The sequence below is a fragment of the Agrococcus jejuensis genome, from assembly GCF_007679035.1.
GTDB classification, from domain to species: Bacteria; Actinomycetota; Actinomycetes; order Actinomycetales; family Microbacteriaceae; genus Agrococcus; species Agrococcus jejuensis_A.
In genome coordinates this window covers 32006-56503 of record NZ_VEFR01000006.1, presented here as the reverse complement: position 1 = coordinate 56503, position 24498 = coordinate 32006, and the positions used below count along the sequence as shown (strand labels likewise).

Genomic DNA, 24498 nt, shown 5'->3' with positions numbered 1-24498 from the left:
TCAGGACCTCTCCTGTGGGGTGCGAGCGGCGAGCCCGAGGCCGGCGAGGCCCACGAGTGCCACCACGAGGGACAGCGCGGAGGCGGCGTTGTAGTCGCCCGCCTGCTGCAGGTTGAAGATCGCGACGCCGAGCGTCTGGGCGCCGGGCGACAGCAGCAGCGCCGACAGCGTGAGCTCGCGCGCGGCGGTGAGCAGCACGAGCACGCCGCCGGCGATCGCCGCGGGCGTCGCCATGCGCCACGACACGTCGACGAGCGCCCGCAGCGGGCTGGCGCCTGCGACGCGCGCCGCCTCCTCCGCGGTCGTCGACGTGGCCGACAGCGGGGCGTGCACCGCCTGCACCACGAGGCCGAGGAAGGCGGTGACGTAGGCGACGAGGATGATCCAGGGCGTGTCGAAGAGGCCGATGCGCGGCGCGATCACGAGCCAGGCGACGGCGATGACGAGCCCGGGGATGGCCTGCGGCACGATCGCGGCGGCATGCAGCGCGCGGTTGTCGCGGGAGCGCGTGCGGGTGACGAGCGCGCCCACGACGAGGCCCAGCACGGTGCAGACGACGGCGGCGAGCACCGCGAGCATGATCGACGTGCGCATGCCGGCGAGCGCGTGCTCGCTCGTGACCGCCCGCACGAGGTTGTCGAGCGTCACGGTCTCCCATGTGAGCGGCACGCCCGCGGCGGGCACGAGCGACTGCGTCGCGAGCGCCACGATCGGCAGCACCGTGAGCGCCGCGACCACGATCCACGAGCCGGCGGCGATCGGGAGGCGCCAGGCACCGAGCGGGGTGCGCGCGGGAGCCGATGCGCCCGCATCCAGCTCGACGCGGCGGCGGCCGATGAGCGCATCCGCCACGAGCCCCGCGAGGGCGACGGCGAGCAGCACCGAGCCGATCGTCGCGACGGCGCCGAGCGGATCGTCGACGGTCGCCGACTGCAGGTACCGGTAGACGAGCGTCGACAGGGTCGTGAAGCGCTCGGGCAGGCCGACGATCGACGGGATGCCGAAGTCGGCGAGGTTCGAGACCGCGAGGAGCGTGGCCGACGAGAGCAGCGCGGGCCGCAGCAGCGGCACGACCACGGCAGCGAAGGCGCGCAGCGTCGAGGCGCCGGCGATGCGCGCCGCCTGCTCGAGATCGGCGGGCAGCCGGCGCAGCGCGGCGCCGACGATGAGCATGGCGACGGGGTACCCGTGCACGACGAGCAGGAAGACGACGCCGTCGCCGCCGTAGATGCTCCACAGCGGGCCACCGAACGTCTCGGTCCACCAGCGGTTCACGGGGCTCATCGGCCCGGCCACGCCGATCCATGCGATCGCGCCGACGAACGGCGGCATGAGCAGCGGGCTGCACGCGAGCAGGCGCAGCGCGGCCCGGCCGGGCACGTCGGTGCGCTCGAGCACGATGGCGAGGGCACCGCCGAGCACGACGGCGCCCGCGGCGCCGAGCACCGACGAGACCGCCGAGTGCCACGCGGCGACGGCCACGTCCTCCGACGCGAGGATGCCGATCTGGCCGCTGGCGATGGCGAGCGACAGCACCGCCACGAGCGGCACGCCCACGAGCGCGGCGACCGCGACCCACGCGACGACGCGCACGGGAACCGTGCCGCGCAGCAGGTCGCGGACGCGACCCACGCGCAGTGCGCCGGGCGCGGCGACGCGGGCCCGGCGTGCTGCCGGGCCCGCGTCGATCACGTCACTGGAAGAGGGCATTGAAGCGGCTGACCGCCTCGTCCTGCGTCGCGAGGATCGTGTCGAGCTCGGGCGCGAGGATCGCGATCTCGTCCATCGACGGGGCGCCCTCGGGCGTGCCCACGTCGCCGCGCACGGGCAGGTACGCCTGCTCGACCGCGAGCTCCTGGCCCTCGACGCTCACGAGGAAGTCGACGAACGCCTGCGAGGCCTCCGGCGCATCCGTGGACGCGAAGATGCCCGCGGGCTGCGACACGAACGGCACGCCCTCCTCCGGGTACGACACCGCGACGGGCGAGCCGGCGGCGGCGAGGTCGCGCACGAGGTAGTCGACGACGATGCCGATCGGCTGCGTGCCGGTGGCGACCGCCTGCGACACGGGGCCGTTCGAGTCGGCGATGACGGGCTCGTTGGCGGCGAGGGCCTCGAGCCAGGCGTCGCCGAGCTGCGGCTCGTCGAGCCACACGGCCGCGTTGTAGGCGGCGGCGCCCGACACGTCGGGGTTCGGCATCACGATCTGGTTCGCGTACTCGGCCTCCGTGAGTTGCTCCCACGAGGTCGGCGGCTCCTCGACGAGGGACGTGTTGTAGGCGATGACGGTGGGGATGATGCGCGTGCCCACGTAGAACGACTCGGGGTCGACGACGGCGGGGTCGAGCGCGTCGACGTCGGCCGTGTCGAGCTCGAGCAGCAGGTCGTCGGCGGCGTAGCCCTCGAACGTCGCGGCGTCGGCCGCGAGCAGCACGTCGGCCTGCACCTCGCCCGACTGCTGCTCGGCGGCGATGCGGGCGGTGAGGTCGCCCGTGCCCGCACGGAACACCTCGACCGTGATGCCGGGGTTCGCGGCCTCGAACGCGGCGACGATCTCGTCGATCTTCTCCTGCGGCTCCGACGTGTAGACGGTGATGGTCTGCTCCTCGGCCGCGCCCGACGCGGCGGGCTCGGCGTCGGCCGACGTGCAGCCGGCGAGCAGCGCGACGCCGAGACCGGCGGCGAGCAGCGTGGTGGTGGTGGAACGCATGGTGTCCTTCAGTGCTTGAGCGTGGATGACGGGATGGGGATGGTGAAGATCGGCGCGGGCTCGGTGAGGCTCACCGAGGCGGTCTGCACGCCGTCGTGCAGCAGGTGGACGAGCGAGAACATCGACGTGTCGTGGCCGGCGATGCCGTCGAGCCCCGCGTGCATGCGCTGGTGGTAGGCCAGGCTCGGCGCGACGGAGACCGTCAGGCCCCGCACGGTCGCGGACGCGGGGTGGTGGTAGTGCCCCGCGAGCACGGCGCGCACGTCGGTGCCCTCGAGCAGCTCGAGCAGCGCATCCGCATCCGCGAGGTGCTGGCCGGCGAGGCCGGGCAACGGGGATGCGATGGGCGGATGGTGCAGCGCCACGACGGTGCCGAGCGGTGCCGCGGTCGCCAGGACCTCGCGCAGCCAGTCGAGCTGCGCCGCGCCGAGCGCGCCCGAACGGGAGTCGAGGCGCACGATGCGCAGGCCGTCGGCATCGACGACGCCGTGGTGCGACGCCTCGTGGCCGGGCAGCACGCGCGACGCCTCGGCGTCGTCGTGGTTGCCGAGCGTCGTCACGACGGGGGCGCCGAGCCGCTCGCCGAGCCGCTCGAGCGCGGCGGCGACCGCCGGGTAGGCGCCCGCGTGCCCGCGATGGGCGAGGTCGCCCGTGACGACGATCGCCTCGGGCGTGACGTGCGCGAGCTCCAGGTGGTCGGCGAGCCGGGCCAGCCGGTCGAGCGGGTCGACGGCGCCGAACAGCAGGCCGTGCTCGACGCCGTGCACGTCGCTCACGTGCACGATCGTCAGGCGGCCCGACGCGACGCTCATGCCGCAGCCTTCGCGCGCAGGCGGGCGAGCGCATCCTGCGTCAGCCCGTTGGCGAGCAGGTAGGCGACGGCGCCGCCGTGCGCATCGATGCGATCGAGCGCGGCCTCGAGGGCGCTCGCGGGGCTCTGCAGGTGGAGGCGCTCGGATGCGGCGACCTCGGCGTCGTCGAGGTCGAGCGTGCGCAGCATCGCGCGCACCGCGTCGCCCTTCGCGGCCGCGACGTTCGCGCCGCTCAGCGCGTAGTCGGCGACGACGGCCGCGCGGTCGGCGCCGGCGGCGAGCAGCGCGAGCGCGACCACGAGGCCCGTGCGGTCCTTGCCGACGGCGCAGTGCACGAGCGCGGCGCCCTCGGCGTCGGCGATCGCGGCCACCGCGGTGGCGATCTGCCCGCCGCGCTGCTCGACGAGGCCCGCGTAGACGTCGTCGATCGCGCCGTGCGCGGGAGCGATGCCGTCGTAGAGCGGCACCGACACGATGCGGGCGTCGACGTGGGGATCCTGTCGCTCGCCCTCCGACCGCAGGTCGACGACCGTCGTCACGCCGAGGTCGCGCAGCGTCGCGGCGCCGTCGGCCGCGATGGCGTCGAGGTTCGACGAGCGCACGAGCCAGGTCGTGACGCCTCCGAAGGCGCGGGCGTTGAAGGCCCCTGCGATCTCGACCGCTGTGGCGCGCATCCGACTGCTCCTCTGGTGATCCTCGGTGTTCCAACGTTTCGAGCCCGTTGGAATCTCGTTCCAGGCTCGATCGTGGAGGGCGAGGGTGAACGGCGGGTGACGCGAGCGCGACGCTGGCGCGAACCCTGCCCGGCGCGCAGGGCCGCGCACGCCGGACCTCCCGGATCAGCCACCTCCAGCTGGTCGAGGAGGCCCCGAGCGCAGCGAGGAGCCGTCACGAGACCGCGCGATACGCCCGCTCGGCGCGGCCATGCGCGTGGCTCGGCAGGAGAGGCGGTCGCGTGGTCTCGTGACGCGTGCTCGCTGCGCTCGCGCGCTCCTCGACCAGCGGTGCAGGCGGCGACCAGAGGACGCGCAGCGGCCTAGTCGTCGGCCAGCGCGTCCGCCACGACGTGGCGCATGTCGGCCGTCGAGCCGCGACCGAGCCGCTGCGCGAGCCCGTCGTGCACGCCCTGCAGCACCACCTGGTGCGCGAGGCGCGAGAGGAACGGATCGACCTCATGGCCGCCCGGTGCCGTCGCGGTCGTGATCGCGAGGGTCGCGGCGCGGGCGATGGGCGACGAGCCGAAGCTCGTCACCGCCACGACCCTCGCCCCGCGCTCGACGGCGGCACGGCAGGCGGCGAGCGTCTGCGCGTTCGCGCCCGAGTACGACACCGCGAGCACCGCATCCGCCGGTCCGAGCCCGTGGGTCGTGAACTGCTGCGCGAGCGCGTCGATCGGCGCCTCGACCGAGCGGCCGAGCGTCGCGATGCGCAGCGCGGCGTCCTGCAGCGGCGGCCCGGAGAAGCCGTTGCCCACGAGCACGAGCCGCCGAGCGCCCGAGAGCAGGTCGACGGCGCGCTCGATCGCCGCGGGGTCGACGCTGTCGCGCGCGAGCCGCAGCGCGTCGATCGCCTCGTCGAAGAGCATCCCCACCGCGTGCGGCTCGGCCGACTCCTGCTCGGGCGTCGCGCGCGCGAGCTCGAGCCGCAGGTGCTGGAAGCCGCGGAAGCCGAGGCTCTGGCACGCGCGGATGACCGTCGCCGGCGACGTCTGCGACGCGACGGCGAGCTCCGACGTCGACCAGCCCGACACCTCCGCGGGGCGGGCGAGCAGCACCTGCGCGACGCGGCGCTCGCTGGGACCGAGCATCGGCTCGCTCGCGCGCAGGCGAGCCATGACGGCGCCGGTTCGCTCCACGATGCTCCCTCGTCGGCGGATGGGTGCGAGGGAGCCTAGTCGACGCGATCGACGCGGCGGTGAAGCATCGGTGACTCCCCTCCCGCACGTGCGAATCCGTGACGGATCCTCGCAACTACCTATGGATGGGCTGACAGGCGTACGCTCGTCCCCCGGCACGACGCGGTGCACCGTCCGTGATCCACATGGTGGACCGCCCGACCTGGGTCGGGTCCGCCTCCGTGTGCACAGGGTTGGAGGAACGATGACCCATCAGGAGGAGCGGCCCACGCCGCAGGATGCCGAGACCTACCTCGAGCGCGTGGGCGACGAGCTGTCGGCGGCGCAGGAGTACGACGCGGAGCAGGCGGGCTACCACAAGACCCTCAAGCCTCGGCAGATCCAGATGATCGCCATCGGCGGCGCCATCGGCACGGGCCTGTTCATGGGTGCGGGCGGGCGGCTCGCATCGTCGGGTCCGAGCCTCATGCTCGTCTACCTCGTGTGCGGCATCTTCGCCTTCCTCATCCTCCGCGCGCTCGGCGAGCTCGTGCTGCACCGGCCGTCGTCGGGCTCGTTCGTGTCGTACGCGCGCGAGTTCTACGGCGAGCGCATGGCCTACGGCGCCGGATGGATGTACTTCCTCAACTGGGCGTTCACGTCGATCGTCGACGTCACCGCCGCCGCGCTCTACATCAAGACGTTCGGCACGCTCTTCGGCGTGCAGTGGCTCGAGGATGCGCCGCAGTGGATCCCCGCGCTCATCGCCCTCGTCGTCGTGCTCGCCCTCAACCTCGTCTCCGTCAAGGTGTTCGGCGAGATGGAGTTCTGGTTCGCGCTCATCAAGGTCGCGGCGCTCGTGCTGTTCCTCATCATCGGCATCGGCTTCATCGTCTTCGGCGGCCGCACCGACGTCGGCGCCACCGGATTCTCGGTCATCGGCGACAACGGCGGCATGTTCCCGAGCGGCGTCGTCGCACCCGTGCTCGCGATCGCGGGCGTCGTGTTCGCGTATGCGGCGATCGAGCTCGTCGGCACCGCCGCCGGCGAGACGAAGGAGCCGCACAAGGTCATGCCTCGCGCGGTGAACACGGTGATCGTCCGCATCGCGATCTTCTACGTCGGCTCGGTGCTGCTGCTGTCGCTGCTGCTGCCGTTCACGTCGTACGAGGCGGGCGTGAGCCCGTTCGTGACGTTCTTCTCGCACATCGGCGACCCGCAGCTCGGGCAGACGAGCGCGGCGATCATGAACTTCGTCGTGCTCACCGCCGCGCTGTCGAGCCTCAACGCCGGCCTCTACTCGACCGGCCGCATCCTGCGCTCGATGGCGGTCAACGGATCCGCCCCTGCGTTCACCGGGCGGATGTCGTCGCACGGCGTGCCGTACGGCGGCATCATGCTCACCGCCGTCATCACGCTGCTCGGCGTCGGCCTCAACGCGCTGTTCCCGTCGGAGGCGTTCGAGATCGTGCTCGAGGTGTCGGCGCTCGGCATCATCGGCGGCTGGGCCACGATCATGCTCTGCCACATCCAGTTCGTGCGCTGGGCGAGGCAGGGCAAGGTCGAGCGGCCGCACTTCCGCCTCTGGGGTGCGCCGTACACGGGCTACCTGACGTTGGCGTTCCTGCTGTTCGTGCTCGTGACGATGGGCTTCTCGGACACCGGACGCTGGGTGCTGCTGTCGCTCGTCGTGCTCATCCCGGTGCTCATCGCGGGATGGTTCGCCGCGAAGCCGCGCATCCTCGCCGCCGCGCAGGCGCGCGAGGGCGTGACGGGCCACGCGCCGGTGCTCGCCCCGCGTCCGAAGCTCCCGGGCGAGGAGCCGTCGACCGACTGACCGCGAGCCGGTCGCCGAGGACCGACGACGAGGGCCGCACCCATCCGGGTGCGGCCCTCGCCATCTCAGGCGAACCTACGCCGTCGCATCCGCCCCGCGTCGCGGCAGCACCCAGTCGGGCCGTGCGAAGTGGCACGTGTAGCCGTTGGGGATGCGCTCGAGGTAGTCCTGGTGCTCGGGCTCGGCCTCCCAGAAGGCACCGAGCGGCTCGAGGGTCGTGACGACCTTGCCGGGCCAGCGACCGGAGGCCTCGACGTCGGCGATGGTGTCGCGAGCCTCGCGCTCCTGCTCGGGGCTCGTGGGGAAGATCGCCGAGCGGTAGCTCGTGCCGATGTCGTTGCCCTGCCGGTTGATCGTGGTGGGGTCGTGGATCTGGAAGAAGAGCTCGAGCTGCTCGCGGAACGACGTCTTCGTCGGGTCGAAGACGATCTCGATCGCCTCGGCGTGGCCCGGGTGGTTGCGGTAGGTCGCGTTGGCGTTGTCGCCGCCGGTGTAGCCGACGCGGGTCTGCAGCACGCCGGGGCGCTTGCGGATGAGGTCCTGCATGCCCCAGAAGCAGCCGCCTGCGAGCACGGCGGTCTCGGTGCCGGGGATCTGGGTGACGGTGCCGGTGTCGGCCATGTCGTGTCTCCTTCGCGGTCGGTGGCGATGCTACGCGCGGCAGCCGCCTCGCGTCACACCATGGACAACGCGTTCGACGCCGGTTTTGGTCCCGGATGGCCTCCCGAGGTCGCGGAACGCGCTCCCACTCCCAGCTGGTCGAGGAGCGCGCGAGCCCGAAGGGCGAGCGCGCGTCACGAGACCACGCGACCGCCGCTCCTGCCCAGGCACGCGCATGGTCGCGCCGAGCGGGCACGTCACGAGGTCTCGTGACGTGCCCTCGCTGCGCGGTTCCTGAGGAGGCCGCGAGCGCAGCGAGCAGCCGTCACGAAGGGCGGGGCGTCCTCGACCAGCTGGTGGCGAGCGCTACCGGTCCCGCACCGACCGCACCACGAGGGTGTCGCCCGCACGCAGCAGCGCGTGCAGGCGCATCGGGTGCGCGATCGTGTCGTCGGAGGCACCGATGCGATGGCTCGGCCCACCCTCGATGCGCGAGGCGAGCGTGAGGCACGTCTCGTCGACGAGATCGGCGGCGAGCATCGCGGTCGCCCACGCCGGCCCGCCCTCGCACTGGATGCGCAGCAGGTCGCGATCGTGCAGCACGATGCGCGCGCGATGCGGCTCGACGTGCTCCTCCCCCGCGCCGACGACGTCGGCGACGGCGGTGAGCGCCGCATCCGCGGTGCGCGCGGCGGCGTCCGTCGTCAGCACGATCGGTCGCCTCGGCGCATCCCGCAGCATCGGATGCGCGGGGTCGAGGTCGAGGCTGCCGGAGACGAGCGCGAGCACGGGATGCGCAGGCAGCTCGCGCTCGCGCCGCCACGCGACCGACGCCCCGTCGAGCTCGAGCTGCTCGTAGCCCTCCGATCGCGCCGTGCCGGCACCGACGAGCACGACGTCGGCCACGCGGCGTGCGGCGGCGAGCACGCGCACGTCCGAGTCGTCGCCGAGCCCGCCCGAGCGTCCGTCGTGCGCCGTCGCCCCGTCGAGCGAGGCGATCATCGTGAGGCGCGTCCATCGGTCGGGCACGTCGGCGAGGTCGTCGGCGAGCGCGTCGTCGTCGAGGTCGGTCGCGGTGGTCGGCAGGATGCGGTCGATGCCCGTCATGCCTCAAGCCTCTCTGCTGCGACGCGCACGCGCGAGGTGTCGCTCAGAGGACGCGCATGTGCGATGCGCACGTGCCACCCCTCTGACCAGCACTCCGTGCACGGTCACACGTTGAACGCCGACATGTTGTGGATCGGGTCGGCCGGCTCGCGCCATCCCATGAACGCCTCGGCCATGCGCACGGCGTCGCGGGTGCGCGCCGTCTCGTGCACGCGCACGATGCGCGCGCCGCGGGTGATGGCGAAGACCGCAGCGGCGAGCGACCCGTCGACGCGCTCGGCCTTGGGCGCATCGAGCACCTCGCCGATGAAGTCCTTGTTCGACATGGCCGCGAGCACGGGGAAGCCGAGGTCGCACACGACCGGCAGGCGCCGGGCGAGGCGCAGGGAGTCCGCGGTGTTCTTGTTGAGGTCGAAGCCGGGGTCGAGCACGATGCGGTCGTCGCGCACGCCGTCGTCGACCGCGCGCGCGACGCGGGTGCGCAGCAGGGCGGCGACGTCGTCCTCGACGGCGAGGTACGTCGGCGACCCGTACTGCGTGCGCGGGCCCGCGCTGTCGGCGGCGAGCGAGTGCGTGATGACGAGCGTCGCATCGGACCCGGCGACGACGCGCGCCATCTCGGCGTCGTGCAGCGCGGTCGTGTCGTTGATGACGTCGGCGCCGGCCTCGATCGCCGCGGCGGCGACGGCGGCGTGGAAGGTGTCGACCGAGATGACGACGTCGGATGCCGCGCGCAGCTCGCGCACGACGGGCACGATGCGCTCGATCTCCTCGTCGACCGGCAGCGCCTCGCCGGGCGCGAACGGCACCCCACCGATGTCGACCCAGTCGGCGCCGGCGGCGACGGCGTCGATCGATGCGGTCACGGCGGCCTCGAGCCCGAACGTGCGGCCCTGGTCGTAGAACGAGTCGGGCGTGCGGTTGACGATCGCCATGATCGCGACCTGGCGGCCGAAGTCGAACGTGTGCGTGCCGATCGCCCGCAGCGGGTGCGCGATCGGTGGCAGGTAGGGCTCGTCGGCGTCGTGCTCGGGCATGCGATCTCCTCGTGCCGGAGGCTTCAGGCGACGCCGACGTGTCGATCCTGGCCGTTCGCGTCGCATTCGCGCAATCGGTGCGACGCGCGACGCCGTGAGACGCGAAGAACCCCGTCCGTCCGGACGGGGTTCGGGGGTGGAGCCTGGGAGAATCGAACTCCCGACATCCTGCTTGCAAAGCAGGCGCTCTACCAACTGAGCTAAGGCCCCAGTGTGGCGCGTGGTGGGGCTACATGGACTCGAACCATGGACCTCTTCGTTATCAGCGAAGCGCTCTAACCGCCTGAGCTATAGCCCCGCGCGCACGATCAACGACATTACCATGCGTCGAGCGCGCTCATGCACACCTGGGTGCGCCCCTGCCGACCTACTGGTTCGAGAAGCCCACGAGCAGGCCGCCCGTGAACCGCACCGACAGGTTGTACAGCGTGGCGAACACGGCACCGAGCACCGTGATCACGACGAAGTTCAGCAGCGCCACGATCACCGAGAACAGCAGCACCTGCGGCAGCGACAGGAAGCTCATGACGGTGAACGAGTCGCCGAGGATGTCCGAGAGGGTGTCGTCGATGCGGCCGAACAGACCCAGCAGGTTCAGCAGCGTCCACAGCACGAAGGACACGACGATCAGCACGATGCCCGCGATGACGCCGACGATCGCCGACAGCTTCAGGGCCGACCAGAAGTCGATCCAGACGAGTCGCAGGCGCACCTGCTTGCCGCCCGACCGTCGCGGGCCCTTGCCCTGCAGTCGCTCCGCGATGCTCATGCTTCCTCCGTGTCACCCTCGTCGTCGGGTGCATCCGTGGTCTCGGACCCGTCCACGATAGTGGCATCGTCGATGGATGCCGCATCGGCGGCCGCCTCGGGCGCGACGCCGGCGGCTGCGAGCGACGCGGCGGGCACGCCACCCTCGACGGCCTCCTCGACCGCCTCGACGGCCTCCTCGATCTGCTCCTCGGCGTTGCGCGCGATCGACAGGATGGGGTCGGCGTCGCTGATCGACGCGAACTGCACGCCCATCGCGCCCCGGCCCGAGGGCGTGACCTCGCTGGCCGCCGAGCGGATGACCTTGCCGCTCGCGCGGATCATGAGCACCTCGTCGGTCTCCGACACGATGATCGCGCCGGCGAGGGCGCCACGGTCGTGCTCGCCGCGCTTGTACGTCATGACGCCCTGCGTGCCGCGACCCTTCGACGGGTACTGCGAGACGTGCGTCTTCTTCGCGTAGCCCTTGTCGGTCGCGACGAACACGTAGCCCTCGTCGCTGACGACCATGGCGTTGAGCACCGAGTCGCCCTCGAGCAGGGTGATGCCCTTCACGCCGGCCGTCGAGCGGCCCATGGGCCGCAGCGTGTCGTTCGCGGCGCTGAAGCGTGCCGCCTTGCCGTCGCGCGAGACCACGAGGATGTCGTCGGACTCGTTCACGAGCATCGCCGAGACGAGCTCGTCGCCGTCGCGCAGGTCGACGGCGATGATGCCGCCGGTGCGGTTCGTGTCGTACAGCTCGAGGCGCGTCTTCTTCACCTGACCGTCGCGCGTCGCGAGCACGAGGAACTCGGCCGCCTGGTAGTCGCGCACCGCGAGCACCTGCTGCACCGACTCGTCGGGCTGCATCGCCAGCAGGTTCGCCACGTGCAGGCCCTTGGCGTCGCGGCCGGCCTCGACGATCTCGTACGCCTTCGCCCGGTAGACGCGGCCGAGGTTCGTGAAGAACAGCAGCCAGTGGTGCGTCGACGTGACCTCGAAGTGCTGCACGAGGTCCTCGCCGCGCAGCTGCGCGCCGCGCACGCCCTTGCCGCCGCGGTGCTGCGCTCGGTAGTTGTCGATCCGGGTGCGCTTCACGTAGCCGCCGCGCGTCAGCGAGACGACCATCTGCTCCTCGGGGATGAGGTCCTCCATCGACACGTCGCCATCGCCGCCGGGGACGATGTGCGTGCGACGGTCGTCGCCGTGCTTGTCGACGATCTCCGTGAGCTCGGTGACGATGATCGAGCGCTGGCGATCCTCGTCGCCGAGGATGTCCTCGTAGTCGGCGATGCGCTTGCCGAGCTCCTCGGCCTCGTCGTGGATGCGCTGGCGCTCGAGCGCCGCGAGGCGGCGCAGCTGCAGCTCGAGGATCGCGGTCGACTGCACCTCGTCGATCGAGAGCAGCTCCATGAGGCCCGTGCGCGCCTCCTCGGCGTTCGGCGAGCGACGGATGAGCGCGATGACCTCGTCGAGGGCGTCGAGCGCGGCGAGGTAGCCGCGCAGGATGTGCATGCGCTCCTCGGCCTTGCGCAGGCGGTACTGCGTGCGGCGCACGATGACCTCGACCTGGTGCGCCGCCCAGTGCGTGATGAAGCCGTCGATCGGCAGCGTGCGCGGCACGCCGTCGACGATCGCGAGCATGTTCGCCGAGAAGTTGTCCTGCAGCTGCGTGTGCTTGTACAGGTTGTTGAGCACGACCTTCGCGACGGCGTCGCGCTTGAGCGTGATCACGAGGCGCTGGCCCGTACGGCCCGACGTCTCGTCCTTGAGGTCGGCGATGCCCGAGAGCTTGCCGTCCTTCACGAGGTCCGCGATCTTGATCGCGAGGTTGTCGGGGTTCACCTGGTACGGCAGGGAGGTGACGACGAGCGACGTGCGGCCGTGGATCTCCTCCACCGCGACGTCGGCGCGCATGCGGATCGAGCCGCGGCCGGTGCGGTACGCCTCCTGGATGCCGCGCGTGCCGAGGATCTGCGCACCCGTCGGGAAGTCGGGGCCCTTGATGCGCGCGATGAGCGCATCCTGCAGCTCCTCCTGCGTCGCATCCGGGTGCTCGAGGTGCCAGATGGCGCCCTCGGCGACCTCGCGCAGGTTGTGCGGCGGGATGTTCGTCGCCATGCCGACGGCGATGCCGACGGAGCCGTTGACGAGCAGGTTCGGGAATCGCGCGGGCAGCACGACGGGCTCCTGCGTGGAGCCGTCGTAGTTGTCCTGGAAGTCGACGGTCTCCTCGTCGATGTCGCGCACCATCTCCATCGAGATGGGCGACATCTTCGTCTCGGTGTATCGAGGGGCCGCGGCCTCGTCGTTGCCTGCCGAGCCGAAGTTGCCCTGGCCGAGCGCGAGCGGGTGGCGCATCGACCACGGCTGCACGAGGCGGACGAGGGTGTCGTAGATCGGCGAGTCGCCGTGCGGGTGGTACTGCCCCATGACGTCGCCGACGACGCGGGCGCACTTCGAGAACGCCTTGTCGGGGCGGAAGCCGCCGTCGTACATCGCGTAGATCACGCGGCGGTGCACGGGCTTGAGCCCGTCGCGCACCTCGGGCAGCGCGCGCCCGATGATGACGCTCATCGCGTAGTCGAGGTACGACCGCTGCATCTCGAGCTGCAGGTCGACCTGCTCGATGCGGCCGTGGTTCGGCTCGTTGGTGGTGGTGTCCGTCATCGGGTGTCAGCTCTCGTCATTCGGATGCTGGATGTTCTGGTGTGGTGGGGTCTCGAGACGCGTGCTCGCTGCGCTCGCGCGCTCCTCGACCTTGAGCCCTCCGGCGTCAACGCTCCTTCGTCGCATTGACCCCTCCGGGCTCAAATGTCGAGGAATCTCACGTCCTTCGCGTTGCGCTGGATGAACGTGCGGCGCGACTCCACGTCCTCGCCCATCAGGGTCGAGAAGACGGTGTCGGCGACGGCGGCGTCCTCGAGGGTCACCTGCTTCAGCACGCGCGTGTCGGGATCCATCGTGGTCTCCCACAGCTCCGAGAAGTTCATCTCGCCGAGACCCTTGTAGCGCTGCAGTCCGCCGTCGTTCGCCTTCGGCAGCTTGCGGCCGGCCTCGCGGCCGATGCGGATGAGCTCGTCGCGCTCCCGGTCGGAGAACGCGTAGTCGGGGTCGCCCTGCGTCCACTTGATCTTGTAGAGCGGCGGCGCAGCGAGGTACACCCAGCCCTGGTCGATGAGCGGTCGCATGTAGCGGAACAGCAGCGTGAGCAGCAGCGTCGTGATGTGCTGGCCGTCGACGTCGGCATCGGCCATGAGCACGATCTTGTGGTACCGCACCTTGTCGGGGTCGAAGTCCTCGCCGAGGCCGGCGCCGAACGCCGTGATCATCGACTGGATCTCGACGTTCTGCAGCGCACGGTCGAGGCGCGCCTTCTCGACGTTGAGCACCTTGCCGCGCAGCGGCAGGATCGCCTGCGTGCGCGGGTCGCGACCCTGCACGGCCGAGCCGCCTGCCGAGTTGCCCTCGACGAGGAAGATCTCGCACTCCGACGGGTTCCGCGACTGGCAGTCCTTGAGCTTGCCGGGCATGCCGCCCGACTCGAGCAGGCCCTTGCGGCGCGTCTGCTCGCGCGCCTTGCGCGCGGCGAGGCGCGCGGTGGCGGCCTGGATCGCCTTGCGCACGATCTCCTTCGCCGACGTCGGGTTGCGCTCGAACCAGTCGCCGAGCTGCTCGTTGACGACCTTCTGCACGAACGACTTCGCCTCGGTGTTGCCGAGCTTCGTCTTCGTCTGGCCCTCGAACTGCGGCTCGCCGAGCTTCACCGAGATGATCGCGGTGAGACCCTCGCGCACGTCGTCGCCCGTGAGGTTCTCGTCCTTCTCGCGCAGCTGGTTCGTGCCGCGTGCGTAGCGGTTCACGAGGCTCGTCAGCGCTGCGCGGAAGCCCTCCTCGTGCGTGCCGCCCTCGTGCGTGTTGATGACGTTCGCGTAGGTGTAGACGGCCTCCTGGTAGCCGTTCGTCCACTGCATCGCGATCTCGACCGACATGCGCCGCTCGACGTCCTCCGACTCGAAGTCGATGATCTCGTCGTGCACGAGGTCGACCTTCTTCGTGCGGTTCAGCTGCTCGACGTAGTCGCGCAGGCCGTTCTCGTAGTAGAACTCCTCGGTGCGCGGCGCACCGGCCTCGTCGCCCTCGACGTCGGAGTCGACGCGCTCGTCGGTGACGTGGATGCGCAGGCCCTTGTTGAGGAACGCGCGCTGCTGGAAGCTCTTCGCGAGGGTGTCGTAGTCGAACTCGGTCGTCTCGAAGATGTCGGCGCTCGGCCAGAACGTGATCGTCGTGCCGGTCTCGTCGGTGTCCTCGCCCTGCACGATGGGGCCCTGCGGCTCGCCCACGGCGTACGACTGGCGCCAGACCGAGCCCTGTCGACGGATCTCGACGTCGAGGCGCGACGACAGCGCGTTCACGACCGACGAGCCGACGCCGTGGAGGCCACCGGAGACGGCGTAGCCGCCGCCGCCGAACTTGCCACCCGCGTGCAGCACGGTGAGCACGACCTCGAGGGTCGACTTCGTGGGGTCGGACGAGTGCGGGTCGACGGGGATGCCGCGGCCGTTGTCGCGCACGCGCAGCCCGCCATCGGCCCGGATCGTGACGTCGATGCGGTCGCAGTACCCGGCGAGCGCCTCGTCGACGGAGTTGTCGACGATCTCGTGCACGAGGTGGTGCAGGCCGCGCGGACCCGTCGATCCGATGTACATGCCGGGACGCTTCCTGACGGCCTCGAGGCCCTCCAGGATCTGGATCTGATCGGCCCCGTACTCGTTCTGCGTCTCGTCCGCCATGCGTCGTGCAGCTCCCTGAAGATCCTCCGTGCGTGCGCGCGCGCGCAACTCCCTGATTCTACCTTGTATCTATGCGTCTGCTGCGGTCGACGGGCCGCGCCACCAGCGAACGCGCGCAGGCCGCGACGCCGTGCCGCTCCGGACGGACGCTCGGGACGCGGGTACGCCGACGAGCGGGACCGGCCGCAGCCGATCCCGCACGTCGAGCACGGGGCGTCAGGCGGTGGAGGGCAGCACCACCGACACGGCCACGACCAGCAGGAATCCGACGATGCCGAGTACCGTCGTGAGCGGGGTCCACGTGCGCAGGCCGTCCTTGACCGACAGCCCCAGGTAGCGCGTGACGATCCAGAAGCCCGAGTCGTTCACGTGGCTGAGGCCGAGGGAGCCGTAGCCGATCGCGAGGGCCACGAGGGCGAGCTGGATGGGGCCGAGGTCGAACGCCGCGACCGTCGGCAGCAGCAGGCCGGCGGCCGTCGTGATCGCGACCGTGGCCGAGCCCTGCGCCGCGCGCATGATGAGCGAGATGAGGAAGGCGGCGAGCAGGATCGGCATGCCGGTGCCCGCGAGCACCTCGGCGACGGCGCCGCCGATGCCGGTCTCGGTGAGGATGCGGCCGAAGGCGCCACCGGCACCCGTGACGAGGATGATGACGGCGGCTGCGGGCAGCGCCGACTCCATGACCTCGCCGAGCTTCTCGCGCGACCACCCGCGGCGCAGGCCGAGGGCGACCATGGCGACGCCGATCGCGACCATGAGCGCGAAGATCGGCTGGCCGATCATCGACAGCAGGCCGCGCTCGAAGGAGCCCTCGGGCAGCGCGGGCGCGACGGCGGTGCCGACCATGATGAGCGCGAGGGGCAGCACGATGATCGCGAGGATCGTCCAGGCGCTCGGCGCCCGCTCGCCCTCGCCGAGCGTGCCGCTGCGGGGGCCGGAGTCCGTGCCGAACTCGTCGAACATCGCCTTCGTGGCGGCGAGCATCGCGTACTCGCGTCGGTTGAGCACCTTCGCGACGAGGTACGAGACGACGCCGAGCGGGATCGAGATCGCGAGCGACAGGATCGTGATCCAGCCGACGTCGGCGCCGAGGATCGTCGCGCCGCCGACGATGCCGGGATGCGGCGGCACCGCGACGTGCACCGCGAGCATGAGCCCGGCGATCGGCAGGCCGAACTTCAGCGGGCTCAGCCCCGCGGCCTTCGAGAACGCGTAGATGATCGGGATGAGGATGATGAAGCCCGCGTCGAAGAAGACGGGGATCGCCAGGATGCCTGCGGCGGCCGTGAGGGCGACGCCCACCCGCTTGGGGCCGAGCCAGCTGGTGAACTTCCCCGCCAGCGCGTCCGCGCCGCCGGAGATCTCGATGATCTTGCCGAGCATCGAGCCGAGCGCCACGAGCACGGCGACCGAGCCGAGCGTGCCGCCGACGCCGGCGATGATCGCCTGGATGACGCCGAGCCGCTCGGGCTCCGTCTCGGTCGCGGGAATCGTGGTGAGGGGCAGGCCCGCGGCGATGCCGACGACGATGGCGGTGAGGATGAGGGCGTAGAACGCCTGCATCTTGAAGCGGATCACGAGCACCAGCAGCAGGCCGATGCCCGCGAGGCCGATCGCGATGAGTGCCGGGAGGGGCAGGTCCATGGGTCAGCGCTCCTTCGCGCGTCGGGTGGGTGCGACGACGCGGATGACCGCCGAGTCGTCGCGGTCGCCGAGGCCGGCGGCCTCGCCGAGGAGGAACAGCTGCTCGGCGGCGGCCGCGACCGGGGTCGCGAGGTGCGCGGCGCGCGCGGCGTCGCCGACGATGCCGAGGTCCTTCACGAAGATGTCGAGGCGGCTGAGCACCTCGGCGCCCTCGTCGTCGTAGGCCTGCAGGGCGCGCGGGCCGCGATTGCCGAGCATGAACGAGCCGGCGGCGCCGGCCTGCAGCGCCTCGAGCGTGCGCTCCCGGTCGAGGCCGAGGGCGTCCGCGAGGGCGAGGGCCTCGGCGGCGGCCGCGATGTGCACGCCGCACAGCAGCTGGTTGACGGTCTTGAGCGCCTGGCCGTCGCCCGGCCGGTCGCCGACGACCGTGAGCGTCGACGCGAGTCGCTCGAGCACGGGACGCGCGACGGCGAGGGCCATGTCGCTCGCGCCGACGACGATGAGCAGGTCTCCCTCGCCCGCGCGCACAGGTCCGCCCGACAGGGGCGCGTCGACGAGGTGCGCGCCGATCGCCTCGAGTCGCGCGGCGACCTCTGCGATGCCCGCGGTGCCCACGGTGCTCGTCAGCAGCACGACGGCGCCGGGGCGCAGGTGCTCGCTCAGCGGCTGCTCGCCGAAGAGCAGCGACTCGAGTTGCTCTCCCGTGCGCACGGCCACGAGCACGACCTCGGCGTCGGCGACGGCGTCGGCCGCGCTCGTCGCGGCGCGCACGCCCTGCCCGGCGGCGAGGTCGAGGCGCGGCTGGGCGATGTCGAACCCGGAGACGTCGAACGTGCCCGCGAGCCTCGTGGCCATGGGCAGTCCCATGGCGCCGAGCCCGATGACGGCGACGGTGCTGGTCATGCGGTTCCTGCTTCCTTCGTAGGGGATCGGCGGTCGTCGCCGGCGAGCGTCTGCACGACGGCGGCGAGGGAGTCCGTGTCGCCGACGTTGCCTGCGAACACGACGTAGGGGATGCCGACGGCCGGGCCGACCTCGGGCTGCCAGAGCGAGACGATGCCGGGCAGCATGGGGCCGACCACGGTGGCGCGGCGGATGCGGAGCGCCTCGGAGGCGACGTCGCTCGAGGTGATGCCGCCCTTCGCGATGACGAAGCGCGGCGGCGCGAGCTCCAGCACGCGGGCCACGAGCGCGACGATGCCGCTCGAGACGCGACGTGCGATGTCGAGGCTCTCGTCGCCGTCCTTGCCCGTCACGAGCTCGCGGCTCGTGTGCACGATGACCGTGCCGTGCTCGATGGCCTCGGCGACGGCGCGCGCCTGCGCGTCGAGGTGCGCCTCGCGGCGGTCGTCGATGAGCGCGCGCACGTCGAGCTCGATGGTCGCGGTGTCGGGACGGGCCTCGCGCAGCGCTGCGAGCTGCGCGGTCGTCAGCGGCACGTGGCTGCCCACGACCACGAGACCGCCGCGGTCGTTCGCGAGCTCGAGGTCGGCGGGCTGCACGACGGCGGGGATGTCCTGGCCCACGTGGGCGCGGGGGTAGGGCGGTCCGACGCGCAGCAGGGCCGACATGCCCTCGCGCTCGAGGCGGTGGAGCGCGATCGCGACGGCGCGCATGTCGGACTCGTCGACGGCGTCGACCACGACGACCGTGCCTGCCGGTCGCGTGCGCAGCTCGTCGGCGATCGCCTCTGCGCCTCGACGGATGGTCCCGAGCGTGAGTGCGTGCACGTCGTCGCGAGCGATGCGGCCGTGCGTCTTCTCCTCGACCCAGTCGCGCAGGTCGCTGGAGCGGAAGCCGAACGTCGCATCCTGTGCGAACGGCGTCTCGCCCACCGGCGTCGCCTCGCCGTCGACCACCCAGTGGTGCACGGCGTCGACCGTGATGCGGCCGGCGTCGGGGAAGGCGGGCACGAGCACCACGAGGTGCGGTGCGGCGTGGCCGCGCTGCGCGATGGCGTCGGCGAGCACGTCGGTCTCGAGCGGGAAGTGCCCCCGCAGCGTCGAGTCGCTGCGCGACACGAACGTGACGCGTCGGCCGACGGCCTCGGCCGCGTCGAGCGCGACGGCGACGACCTCGCGGTTGCGCTGCTCGGCGGCGGCCTCGTCGAGCGAGCGGGTGTTCGTGAGCACGTAGACGGCGGGCGCCGACTGCGCCATCGCCCAGTCGAGGTCCTCGCGCTCCCATCGCGTGAGCACGGGCAGGCCGGCGACCGACTGCGTGCCGGTGGGGTCGTCGTCGAGCACGACGAGCACCGTCTCGGGGTCCATGGCCTCGCGGACGGCGTCTGCAGCGACGTCGATCGGGCTCGGGGCCGTGGCCAGCAGGGCGTCGACGTGCACGCAGAACTCCTTCGTCCGTGTCGGAGCGAGCACCGATCGTGCTCGCTATCCGATATCAGACATCGTGAGGGATGCGATCGAGGCTGTCAAGCCTGCACGGGGTCGTCGCGAACGTCAGCGGGCGTGCACGAGCGCGACGAGGTCGTCGCGCGTCTGCTGCATGTGGCTCGCCATCGCATCGCGCGACGCGAGCTCGTCGCCGCTGCGCACCGCCTCGAGGACGGCGCGATGCTCGACGATCGCGTGCTCGCGGATCGTGGCGATCGCGCTCGTCTCGCTGCGCGTCTCGGCGAGCATCGCCGTGAGCGGCAGCAGCGCGGCGACGAGGATGCGGTTGTCGGCGGCCCGCAGCACGACGTCGTGGAACTCGAGGTCCGCGGCGACGAAGCCGTCGACGTCGCCGGCCGCATGGCGCTCGACCATGCGCGCGAGCGCGGACTCGAGCAGCGCGACGTCGTCGTCGGAGCGACGCGTCGCCGCGAGCTGCGCAGCGCCGGTCTCGATCATCATGCGCACCTCGAGCAGCTCGAGCGACGAGCGCGCACGCTGGCCGACGCTGCGGGCATGCCGCACCACGGCGTCCATGCCCGTCCACTCCTCGACGCGCGCGATGCGATGCCTGCTGCCCCGCACCTGCACGATGACGCCCTGCGCCTGCAGCAGCCGCACCGCCTCCCGCAGCGTGAGGCGCGAGACGCCGAACTCGACGGCGAGGTCGCCCTCGGGCGGCAGCGGCTCGCCCGCCGCGATCGTGCCCTGGATGATGGCGTCGAGCAGACGGTCGAACGTCTCCTCGGTGCGCGAGGGCCTGCGCATCCATCCTCCTCGCGGCTCGCCATCCGCGGTGGATGGTCGACCGTCAGCGTATCGGCGCGCCGTCGGGCGGCGGCTCAGCCCCAGGTGTCGCGCGGACCGCGGCCGCGCACCGTGCGCGGGCCGCGCAGGAACGAGTGCTGCTGCGGTCCCACGAAGCGGATGCCCACGATGCCCGCCTGCGGGAACGCCTCGATGATGCGGGTCGTGATGTCGGCGCGCATGAGCCGCATCTGCTGCTCCCACGCCGTCGACACGCAGCGCACGACGAGCAGTCCCTCGGCGATGCCCTCGGGTGCCGTCTTGTCGGCGATCTCGGGGCCGACGATGCGCGGCCACTCGGCGAGCACCCCGCCCTGCGCCATCTCGCCCTGCCATCCGGCGTCGGCGACGAGGCCGTCGAGCACGCCGCCGAGGCCCAGGGGATCGCGACCGGCCGTGAACGGCTCCGATGCCGCCGCGCGGCGCGTGCGCCGGCGGCCGTCCTTCGTCGTGATCGACGGATCGCCGAAGCGGGCGCGGATGCGCATCCACACGCGCTCCGGCTCGTCGCGCTCCGCGTCGAGGTCCTTCACGATGCCTCCTCGCTCGCAGGAGCATCGCTCGGCGACGCGGCGGCGGGCACGACGGTGGCCGCGCTCGCGCCGCTGTCCTCCACGACGACGCCCGCGGCGATGCGGATGCGGCGCCCGGCGAGCACGTCGGGCACGTCGTCGTCGACCGCTGCCGTGATGAGCACCTGCTCGAACGACGACACCGCCGTCGCGAGCCGCTCGCGGCGGCCGGCGTCGAGCTCGGCGAACACGTCGTCGAGGATCACGACGGGGTCGCCGGCAGCGTCGTGACGGATGAGCTCCGCCGCGGCGAGTCGCAGCGCGAGCGCGTACGACCACGACTCGCCGTGGCTCGCATAGTGCCGCGCGAGCAGGCCGCCGAGGTCGAGGTCGAGGTCGTCGCGGTGCGGTCCGAGCAGGCTCACGCCGCGGTCGAGCTCCTCGCGACGCTTGGTGCGCAGCGCCTCCGCGTACGCCGCCTCATCATCCGGCACCTCGCTCACGAGTCGGATCTCGGTGACGTGCTCGTCGCCCGCGACGGTGCGGTACGCCTCGGCGACGTGCGGCTGCAGCTCCGCGACGAGCGATGCGCGGGCCCGCTCGACCTCGAGGCCGAGTGCGACGAGCCGCTCGTCCCACACGTCGAGGGTCGTGAGGTCGTCGGGCCTCATGCGCGTCGCGCGAGCCGACTTCAGCAGGCTCGAGCGCTGCCGCAGCACGCGCTCGAGGTCGCTCATCACCGAGCCCATGCGAGGGCTGCGCTGCACGATGAGCTGATCGAGCATGCGCCGTCGGCCGCCGGGATCGCCGCGCACGAGCGCGAGGTCCTCGGGGCTGAAGAGCACGGTGCGCAGGTAGCGCGGCAGCTCGCTCATGCGCACGGGGTGGCCGGATGCCTGCGCCTTGTTCGATCCCTTCGCCTGGATCTGCAGGTCGACCCCGATCGTGCGCTCGCCGTTCGTGAGGCTCGTGCGCACGAACGCCTGCTCGTGCCCGGCACGCACGAGCGCTGCATCGTGGCTCACGCGATGGCTCGATCCCGTCGCCACGACGACGAGCGCCTCGACCAGGTTCGTCTTGCCCTGGCCGTTGCGGCCGATGAGCAGCGTGACGCCGGGCTCGAGCTCGACGACGGCGCGCTCGTAGTTGCGGAAGTCCTTCAGCTCGAGGCGGCTCACGTGCATGGCGCCGCCATGCTCACTCCGCCGACTTGACCGCGTGGCCGCCGAACTGGTTGCGCAACGCCGCGACGGCCTTCATCGCCGGGCTGTCGTCCTGGCGCGACTCGAAGCGTGCGAAGAGCGCGGCCGAGATCACCGGCAGCGGCACGGCGTTGGCGATCGCCTCCTCGACGGTCCAGCGGCCCTCGCCCGAGTCCTCGACGTAGCCCTCGATGTCCGACAGGTCGTCGTCGGCGTCGAGCGCCCGCACCATGAGGTCGAGCAGCCACGAGCGGATGACGGTGCCCCGCTGCCATGCCTTGAACGACCCGGCGACGTCGGAGACGATCGGCGACTTCTCGAGCAGCTCGAAGCCCTCGGCGTAGGCCTGCATGAGGCCGTACTCGATGCCGTTGTGCACCATCTTCACGTAGTGGCCCGCGCCGACGCCGCCCGCGTGCACGAAGCCCTCCTCGCGCGGACCCTCAGGCCGCAGCGCGTCGAAGACCGGCATGGTGCGCTCGACGTCGGCCGTGTCGCCGCCGACCATGAGGCCGTAGCCGTTCTCGAGACCCCAGACGCCGCCCGAGACGCCCACGTCGAGGAAGCGGATGCCGCGCTCGGCGAGCAGCGCCGCGTGGGTCGCATCCTCGGTGAAGCGCGAGTTGCCGCCGTCGATCACGAGGTCGCCCGGCTCGAGGCGCTCGGCCAGGTCGGCCACGACCGAGGCCGTGATCTCGCCAGCGGGCACCATGACCCAGATCGTGCGCGGCGCGGCGAGCGAGGCGACGAGCTGCTCGACGCTCGTCACGTCGGTGACCTCGGGGTTGCGGTCGTAGCCGACGACCTCGATGCCGGCGGCACGCACGCGCTCGCGCATGTTGCCGCCCATCTTGCCGAGGCCGATGAGACCGAGCTGCGTCATGGGTGGCTCCTCGACGATCAGCGCAGCAGCAGGTTGGGCTGCAGCAGGTACTGGAAGCTCGTGGCCTCGGCGTCGTCGCGCGACGTCTGGCCGGTGATGAGCATTGGGCCCGGCTTGTTCGTGGTCTCCGAGCGCGTGAAGGCGACGCGCACGAACTCGGAGTGCGTCGCGCCCAGGCCGTCGAGCAGGAACTGCGGCTTGATCGACAGCACGATGTCGTCGCCGGCGAGCACGGCATCCACCGACTCCTGCGCCTGCGCCTGCTCGGAGCCGATCGCCTCGAGCGTGACCTGCCCCTCCTCGAAGGTGCAGCGCAGCGCGGCCTCGCGCTCGAGCACGAGCTGCACGCGGCGCGTGGCCTCGACGAGCTCGGCGGTGTTGAGCACGGCGTGGTGCGGGGTCTCGGTGGGGAAGAGTCGACGCACGGGCGGGTAGTTGCCCTTGATGAGCAGGCTCGTGACCGTCTTGTCGCCTGCCGAGAACGCGATCTGCTGGCGCTCGCCCTGCTCGGACATCGTGATCGAGATCTGCGCGGCCGAGCCGAAGGTGCGACCGACCTCCGAGATGGTGCGCGCCGGCACGAGCGCCGTCAGCACGTCGGTGTCGTCGCCCGCATCCCACGGGATGCTGCGCACCGAGACGCGGTAGCGGTCGGTGGCGATGAGCGAGAGCCTCGTGTCGGAGGCCTCGAGCTGCACGCCGGTGATGACCGGGGTGACGTCCTCGCGCGACGCGGCGACGGCGACCTGGGCGACGGCCTCCGCGAAGTCGGAGCCGGGGACGACGCCCGTGCGACCGGCGACCTCGGGCAGCGTCGGGTACTCCTCGATCGGCATCTTCAGCAGCGTGAACTTCGCCGAGCCGCAGGTCACCTTGACGATGCCGTCGGTCTCCTCGACCACGATCTCGCGCTGCGGCAGACGACCGGCGATGTCGCTGAGCAGTCGGCCCGAGACGAGCACGGTGCCCTCGGTCTCGACGTCCGCGTCGACCGAGGTCGTGGCCGAGACCTCGTAGTCGAACGTCGACAGCGTGACCTTGCCTGCGGCGGCCTCGATGCGCACACCCGTGAGGATGGGCAGCGTCGAGCGCTGCGGCAGCAGCTTCACCGCGAACGACACGGCCTCTGCGAAGACATCCCTGTGGATGACGAACCTCACGGCGCACTCCTTCGATCCAGCCCGGTCATTGTGTCATAGCGAGAGGGCGTCCCCGTGGCGGCGTCGAGCCGGCCGGCGACGGTCATCGGGCGGTGGAATGACATCTCTCTCTGTAATGGGAATAACGGGTGTGGAGGGTGTGGACGGATGACAGGATTCCTGTCATCCCATGGGAACTACACCGTTGTGAGATGTGGAGCGCCTGTGCGCGGATCGGGGCCCGCTGTGCGGAGTCGATCGAATGACAGGAATGTCATTCCACAGGCACCCCTCGGGTTGTCCACACCCCGACCGGCGAGCCGCACATGCTCGCCAACACGAATTCCACACCCTGCGGATTCGTGTCGTTCGTCGCCCTCAGCTGGTCGAGGAGGCCCCGAGCGCAGCGAGGAGCCGTCACGAGACCTCGCGACGTGCCCGCCC

Annotated in this window: 20 protein-coding genes and 2 tRNA genes; 1 reads left to right on the top strand and 21 read right to left on the bottom strand. The window is 71.6% G+C overall.

Annotation, left to right across the window (positions count from 1 at the left end; translation table 11 throughout):
• The 5 genes from FS793_RS15030 to FS793_RS15010 all read right to left on the bottom strand — a co-directional run bounded on the left by FS793_RS15030 (position 1) and on the right by FS793_RS15010 (position 5377).
• A complete protein-coding gene (locus FS793_RS15030) occupies positions 1 to 1692 on the bottom strand; it encodes an ABC transporter permease (protein WP_260980202.1) in 1692 nt (563 codons plus the stop codon).
• Position 1693: 1 nt separating this feature from the next.
• Positions 1694 to 2710, bottom strand: a complete 1017-nt coding sequence (locus tag FS793_RS15025; protein WP_144721795.1) for an ABC transporter substrate-binding protein — start codon at positions 2708 to 2710, stop codon at positions 1694 to 1696.
• 8 nt (positions 2711 to 2718) lie between these two features.
• Positions 2719 to 3522, bottom strand: a complete 804-nt coding sequence (locus FS793_RS15020) for a metallophosphoesterase family protein (RefSeq protein WP_144721793.1) — start codon at positions 3520 to 3522, stop codon at positions 2719 to 2721.
• A complete protein-coding gene (locus FS793_RS15015) occupies positions 3519 to 4196 on the bottom strand; it encodes a tyrosine-protein phosphatase (RefSeq protein ID WP_144721791.1) in 678 nt (225 codons plus the stop codon). The genes FS793_RS15020 and FS793_RS15015 overlap by 4 nt, the downstream gene beginning before the upstream one ends.
• Before the next feature lie 362 nt (positions 4197 to 4558).
• Entirely contained in the window at positions 4559 to 5377 is an 819-nt protein-coding gene (locus FS793_RS15010) for a MurR/RpiR family transcriptional regulator (RefSeq protein WP_260980201.1), read from the bottom strand.
• A 244-nt stretch (positions 5378 to 5621) separates the two neighbouring features.
• On the opposite strand from FS793_RS15010, the gene FS793_RS15005 reads away from it, so the two are divergent.
• The gene (locus FS793_RS15005) at positions 5622 to 7193 is read left to right on the top strand and encodes an amino acid permease (RefSeq protein WP_144721789.1); all 1572 of its coding nucleotides are present in this window, start codon (positions 5622 to 5624) and stop codon (positions 7191 to 7193) included.
• Positions 7194 to 7268: 75 nt separating this feature from the next.
• Here FS793_RS15005 and msrA read toward each other — a convergent pair whose 3' ends face one another.
• From msrA to dnaN, 16 genes are all read right to left on the bottom strand, one after another.
• On the bottom strand, positions 7269 to 7814 hold the full coding sequence (gene msrA / locus FS793_RS15000; RefSeq protein ID WP_144721787.1) for a peptide-methionine (S)-S-oxide reductase MsrA: 546 nt from the start codon (positions 7812 to 7814) through the stop codon (positions 7269 to 7271).
• Positions 7815 to 8159: 345 nt separating this feature from the next.
• Positions 8160 to 8900: a dihydrofolate reductase family protein gene (locus FS793_RS14995; protein WP_144721785.1), complete on the bottom strand. Its 741-nt coding sequence runs from the start codon at positions 8898 to 8900 to the stop codon at positions 8160 to 8162.
• A gap of 104 nt (positions 8901 to 9004) precedes the next feature.
• Positions 9005 to 9937: a dihydropteroate synthase gene (gene folP, locus FS793_RS14990; protein ID WP_186329554.1), complete on the bottom strand. Its 933-nt coding sequence runs from the start codon at positions 9935 to 9937 to the stop codon at positions 9005 to 9007.
• A 137-nt stretch (positions 9938 to 10074) separates the two neighbouring features.
• Positions 10075 to 10147, bottom strand: a tRNA-Ala gene (locus FS793_RS14985).
• 11 nt (positions 10148 to 10158) lie between these two features.
• A tRNA-Ile gene (locus tag FS793_RS14980) sits at positions 10159 to 10235 on the bottom strand.
• A 69-nt stretch (positions 10236 to 10304) separates the two neighbouring features.
• Positions 10305 to 10706: a DUF3566 domain-containing protein gene (locus FS793_RS14975; RefSeq protein ID WP_144721781.1), complete on the bottom strand. Its 402-nt coding sequence runs from the start codon at positions 10704 to 10706 to the stop codon at positions 10305 to 10307.
• Complete coding sequence (gene gyrA, locus FS793_RS14970) at positions 10703 to 13354, bottom strand: DNA gyrase subunit A (protein ID WP_144721779.1); 2652 nt, start codon at positions 13352 to 13354, stop codon at positions 10703 to 10705. Before gyrA ends, FS793_RS14975 begins: the two co-directional genes overlap by 4 nt.
• 140 nt (positions 13355 to 13494) lie before the next feature.
• Positions 13495 to 15477: a DNA topoisomerase (ATP-hydrolyzing) subunit B gene (gyrB, locus tag FS793_RS14965; protein ID WP_144721777.1), complete on the bottom strand. Its 1983-nt coding sequence runs from the start codon at positions 15475 to 15477 to the stop codon at positions 13495 to 13497.
• Positions 15478 to 15693: 216 nt separating this feature from the next.
• Positions 15694 to 17121 (bottom strand): GntP family transporter, encoded by a 1428-nt coding sequence (locus FS793_RS14960; protein ID WP_186329553.1) that lies wholly within the window; start codon positions 17119 to 17121, stop codon positions 15694 to 15696.
• 3 nt (positions 17122 to 17124) lie between these two features.
• Positions 17125 to 18024, bottom strand: coding sequence for an NAD(P)-dependent oxidoreductase (locus FS793_RS14955; RefSeq protein WP_144721776.1), 900 nt, complete (start codon positions 18022 to 18024; stop codon positions 17125 to 17127).
• Entirely contained in the window at positions 18021 to 19463 is a 1443-nt protein-coding gene (locus tag FS793_RS14950) for a four-carbon acid sugar kinase family protein (protein ID WP_222123776.1), read from the bottom strand. The genes FS793_RS14955 and FS793_RS14950 overlap by 4 nt, the downstream gene beginning before the upstream one ends.
• 114 nt (positions 19464 to 19577) lie before the next feature.
• Positions 19578 to 20279, bottom strand: coding sequence for a FadR/GntR family transcriptional regulator (locus tag FS793_RS14945; RefSeq protein ID WP_144721774.1), 702 nt, complete (start codon positions 20277 to 20279; stop codon positions 19578 to 19580).
• A 74-nt stretch (positions 20280 to 20353) separates the two neighbouring features.
• Complete coding sequence (locus FS793_RS14940) at positions 20354 to 20851, bottom strand: DUF721 domain-containing protein (protein WP_260980200.1); 498 nt, start codon at positions 20849 to 20851, stop codon at positions 20354 to 20356.
• Complete coding sequence (gene recF / locus FS793_RS14935; RefSeq protein WP_144721772.1) at positions 20848 to 22014, bottom strand: DNA replication/repair protein RecF; 1167 nt, start codon at positions 22012 to 22014, stop codon at positions 20848 to 20850. The genes FS793_RS14940 and recF overlap by 4 nt, the downstream gene beginning before the upstream one ends.
• Positions 22015 to 22027: 13 nt before the next feature.
• Positions 22028 to 22915, bottom strand: coding sequence for a phosphogluconate dehydrogenase (NAD(+)-dependent, decarboxylating) (gene gnd / locus FS793_RS14930; protein ID WP_144721771.1), 888 nt, complete (start codon positions 22913 to 22915; stop codon positions 22028 to 22030).
• 17 nt (positions 22916 to 22932) lie between these two features.
• The gene (gene dnaN, locus FS793_RS14925) at positions 22933 to 24075 is read right to left on the bottom strand and encodes a DNA polymerase III subunit beta (RefSeq protein WP_144721769.1); all 1143 of its coding nucleotides are present in this window, start codon (positions 24073 to 24075) and stop codon (positions 22933 to 22935) included.
• Positions 24076 to 24498 lie beyond the last annotated feature (423 nt).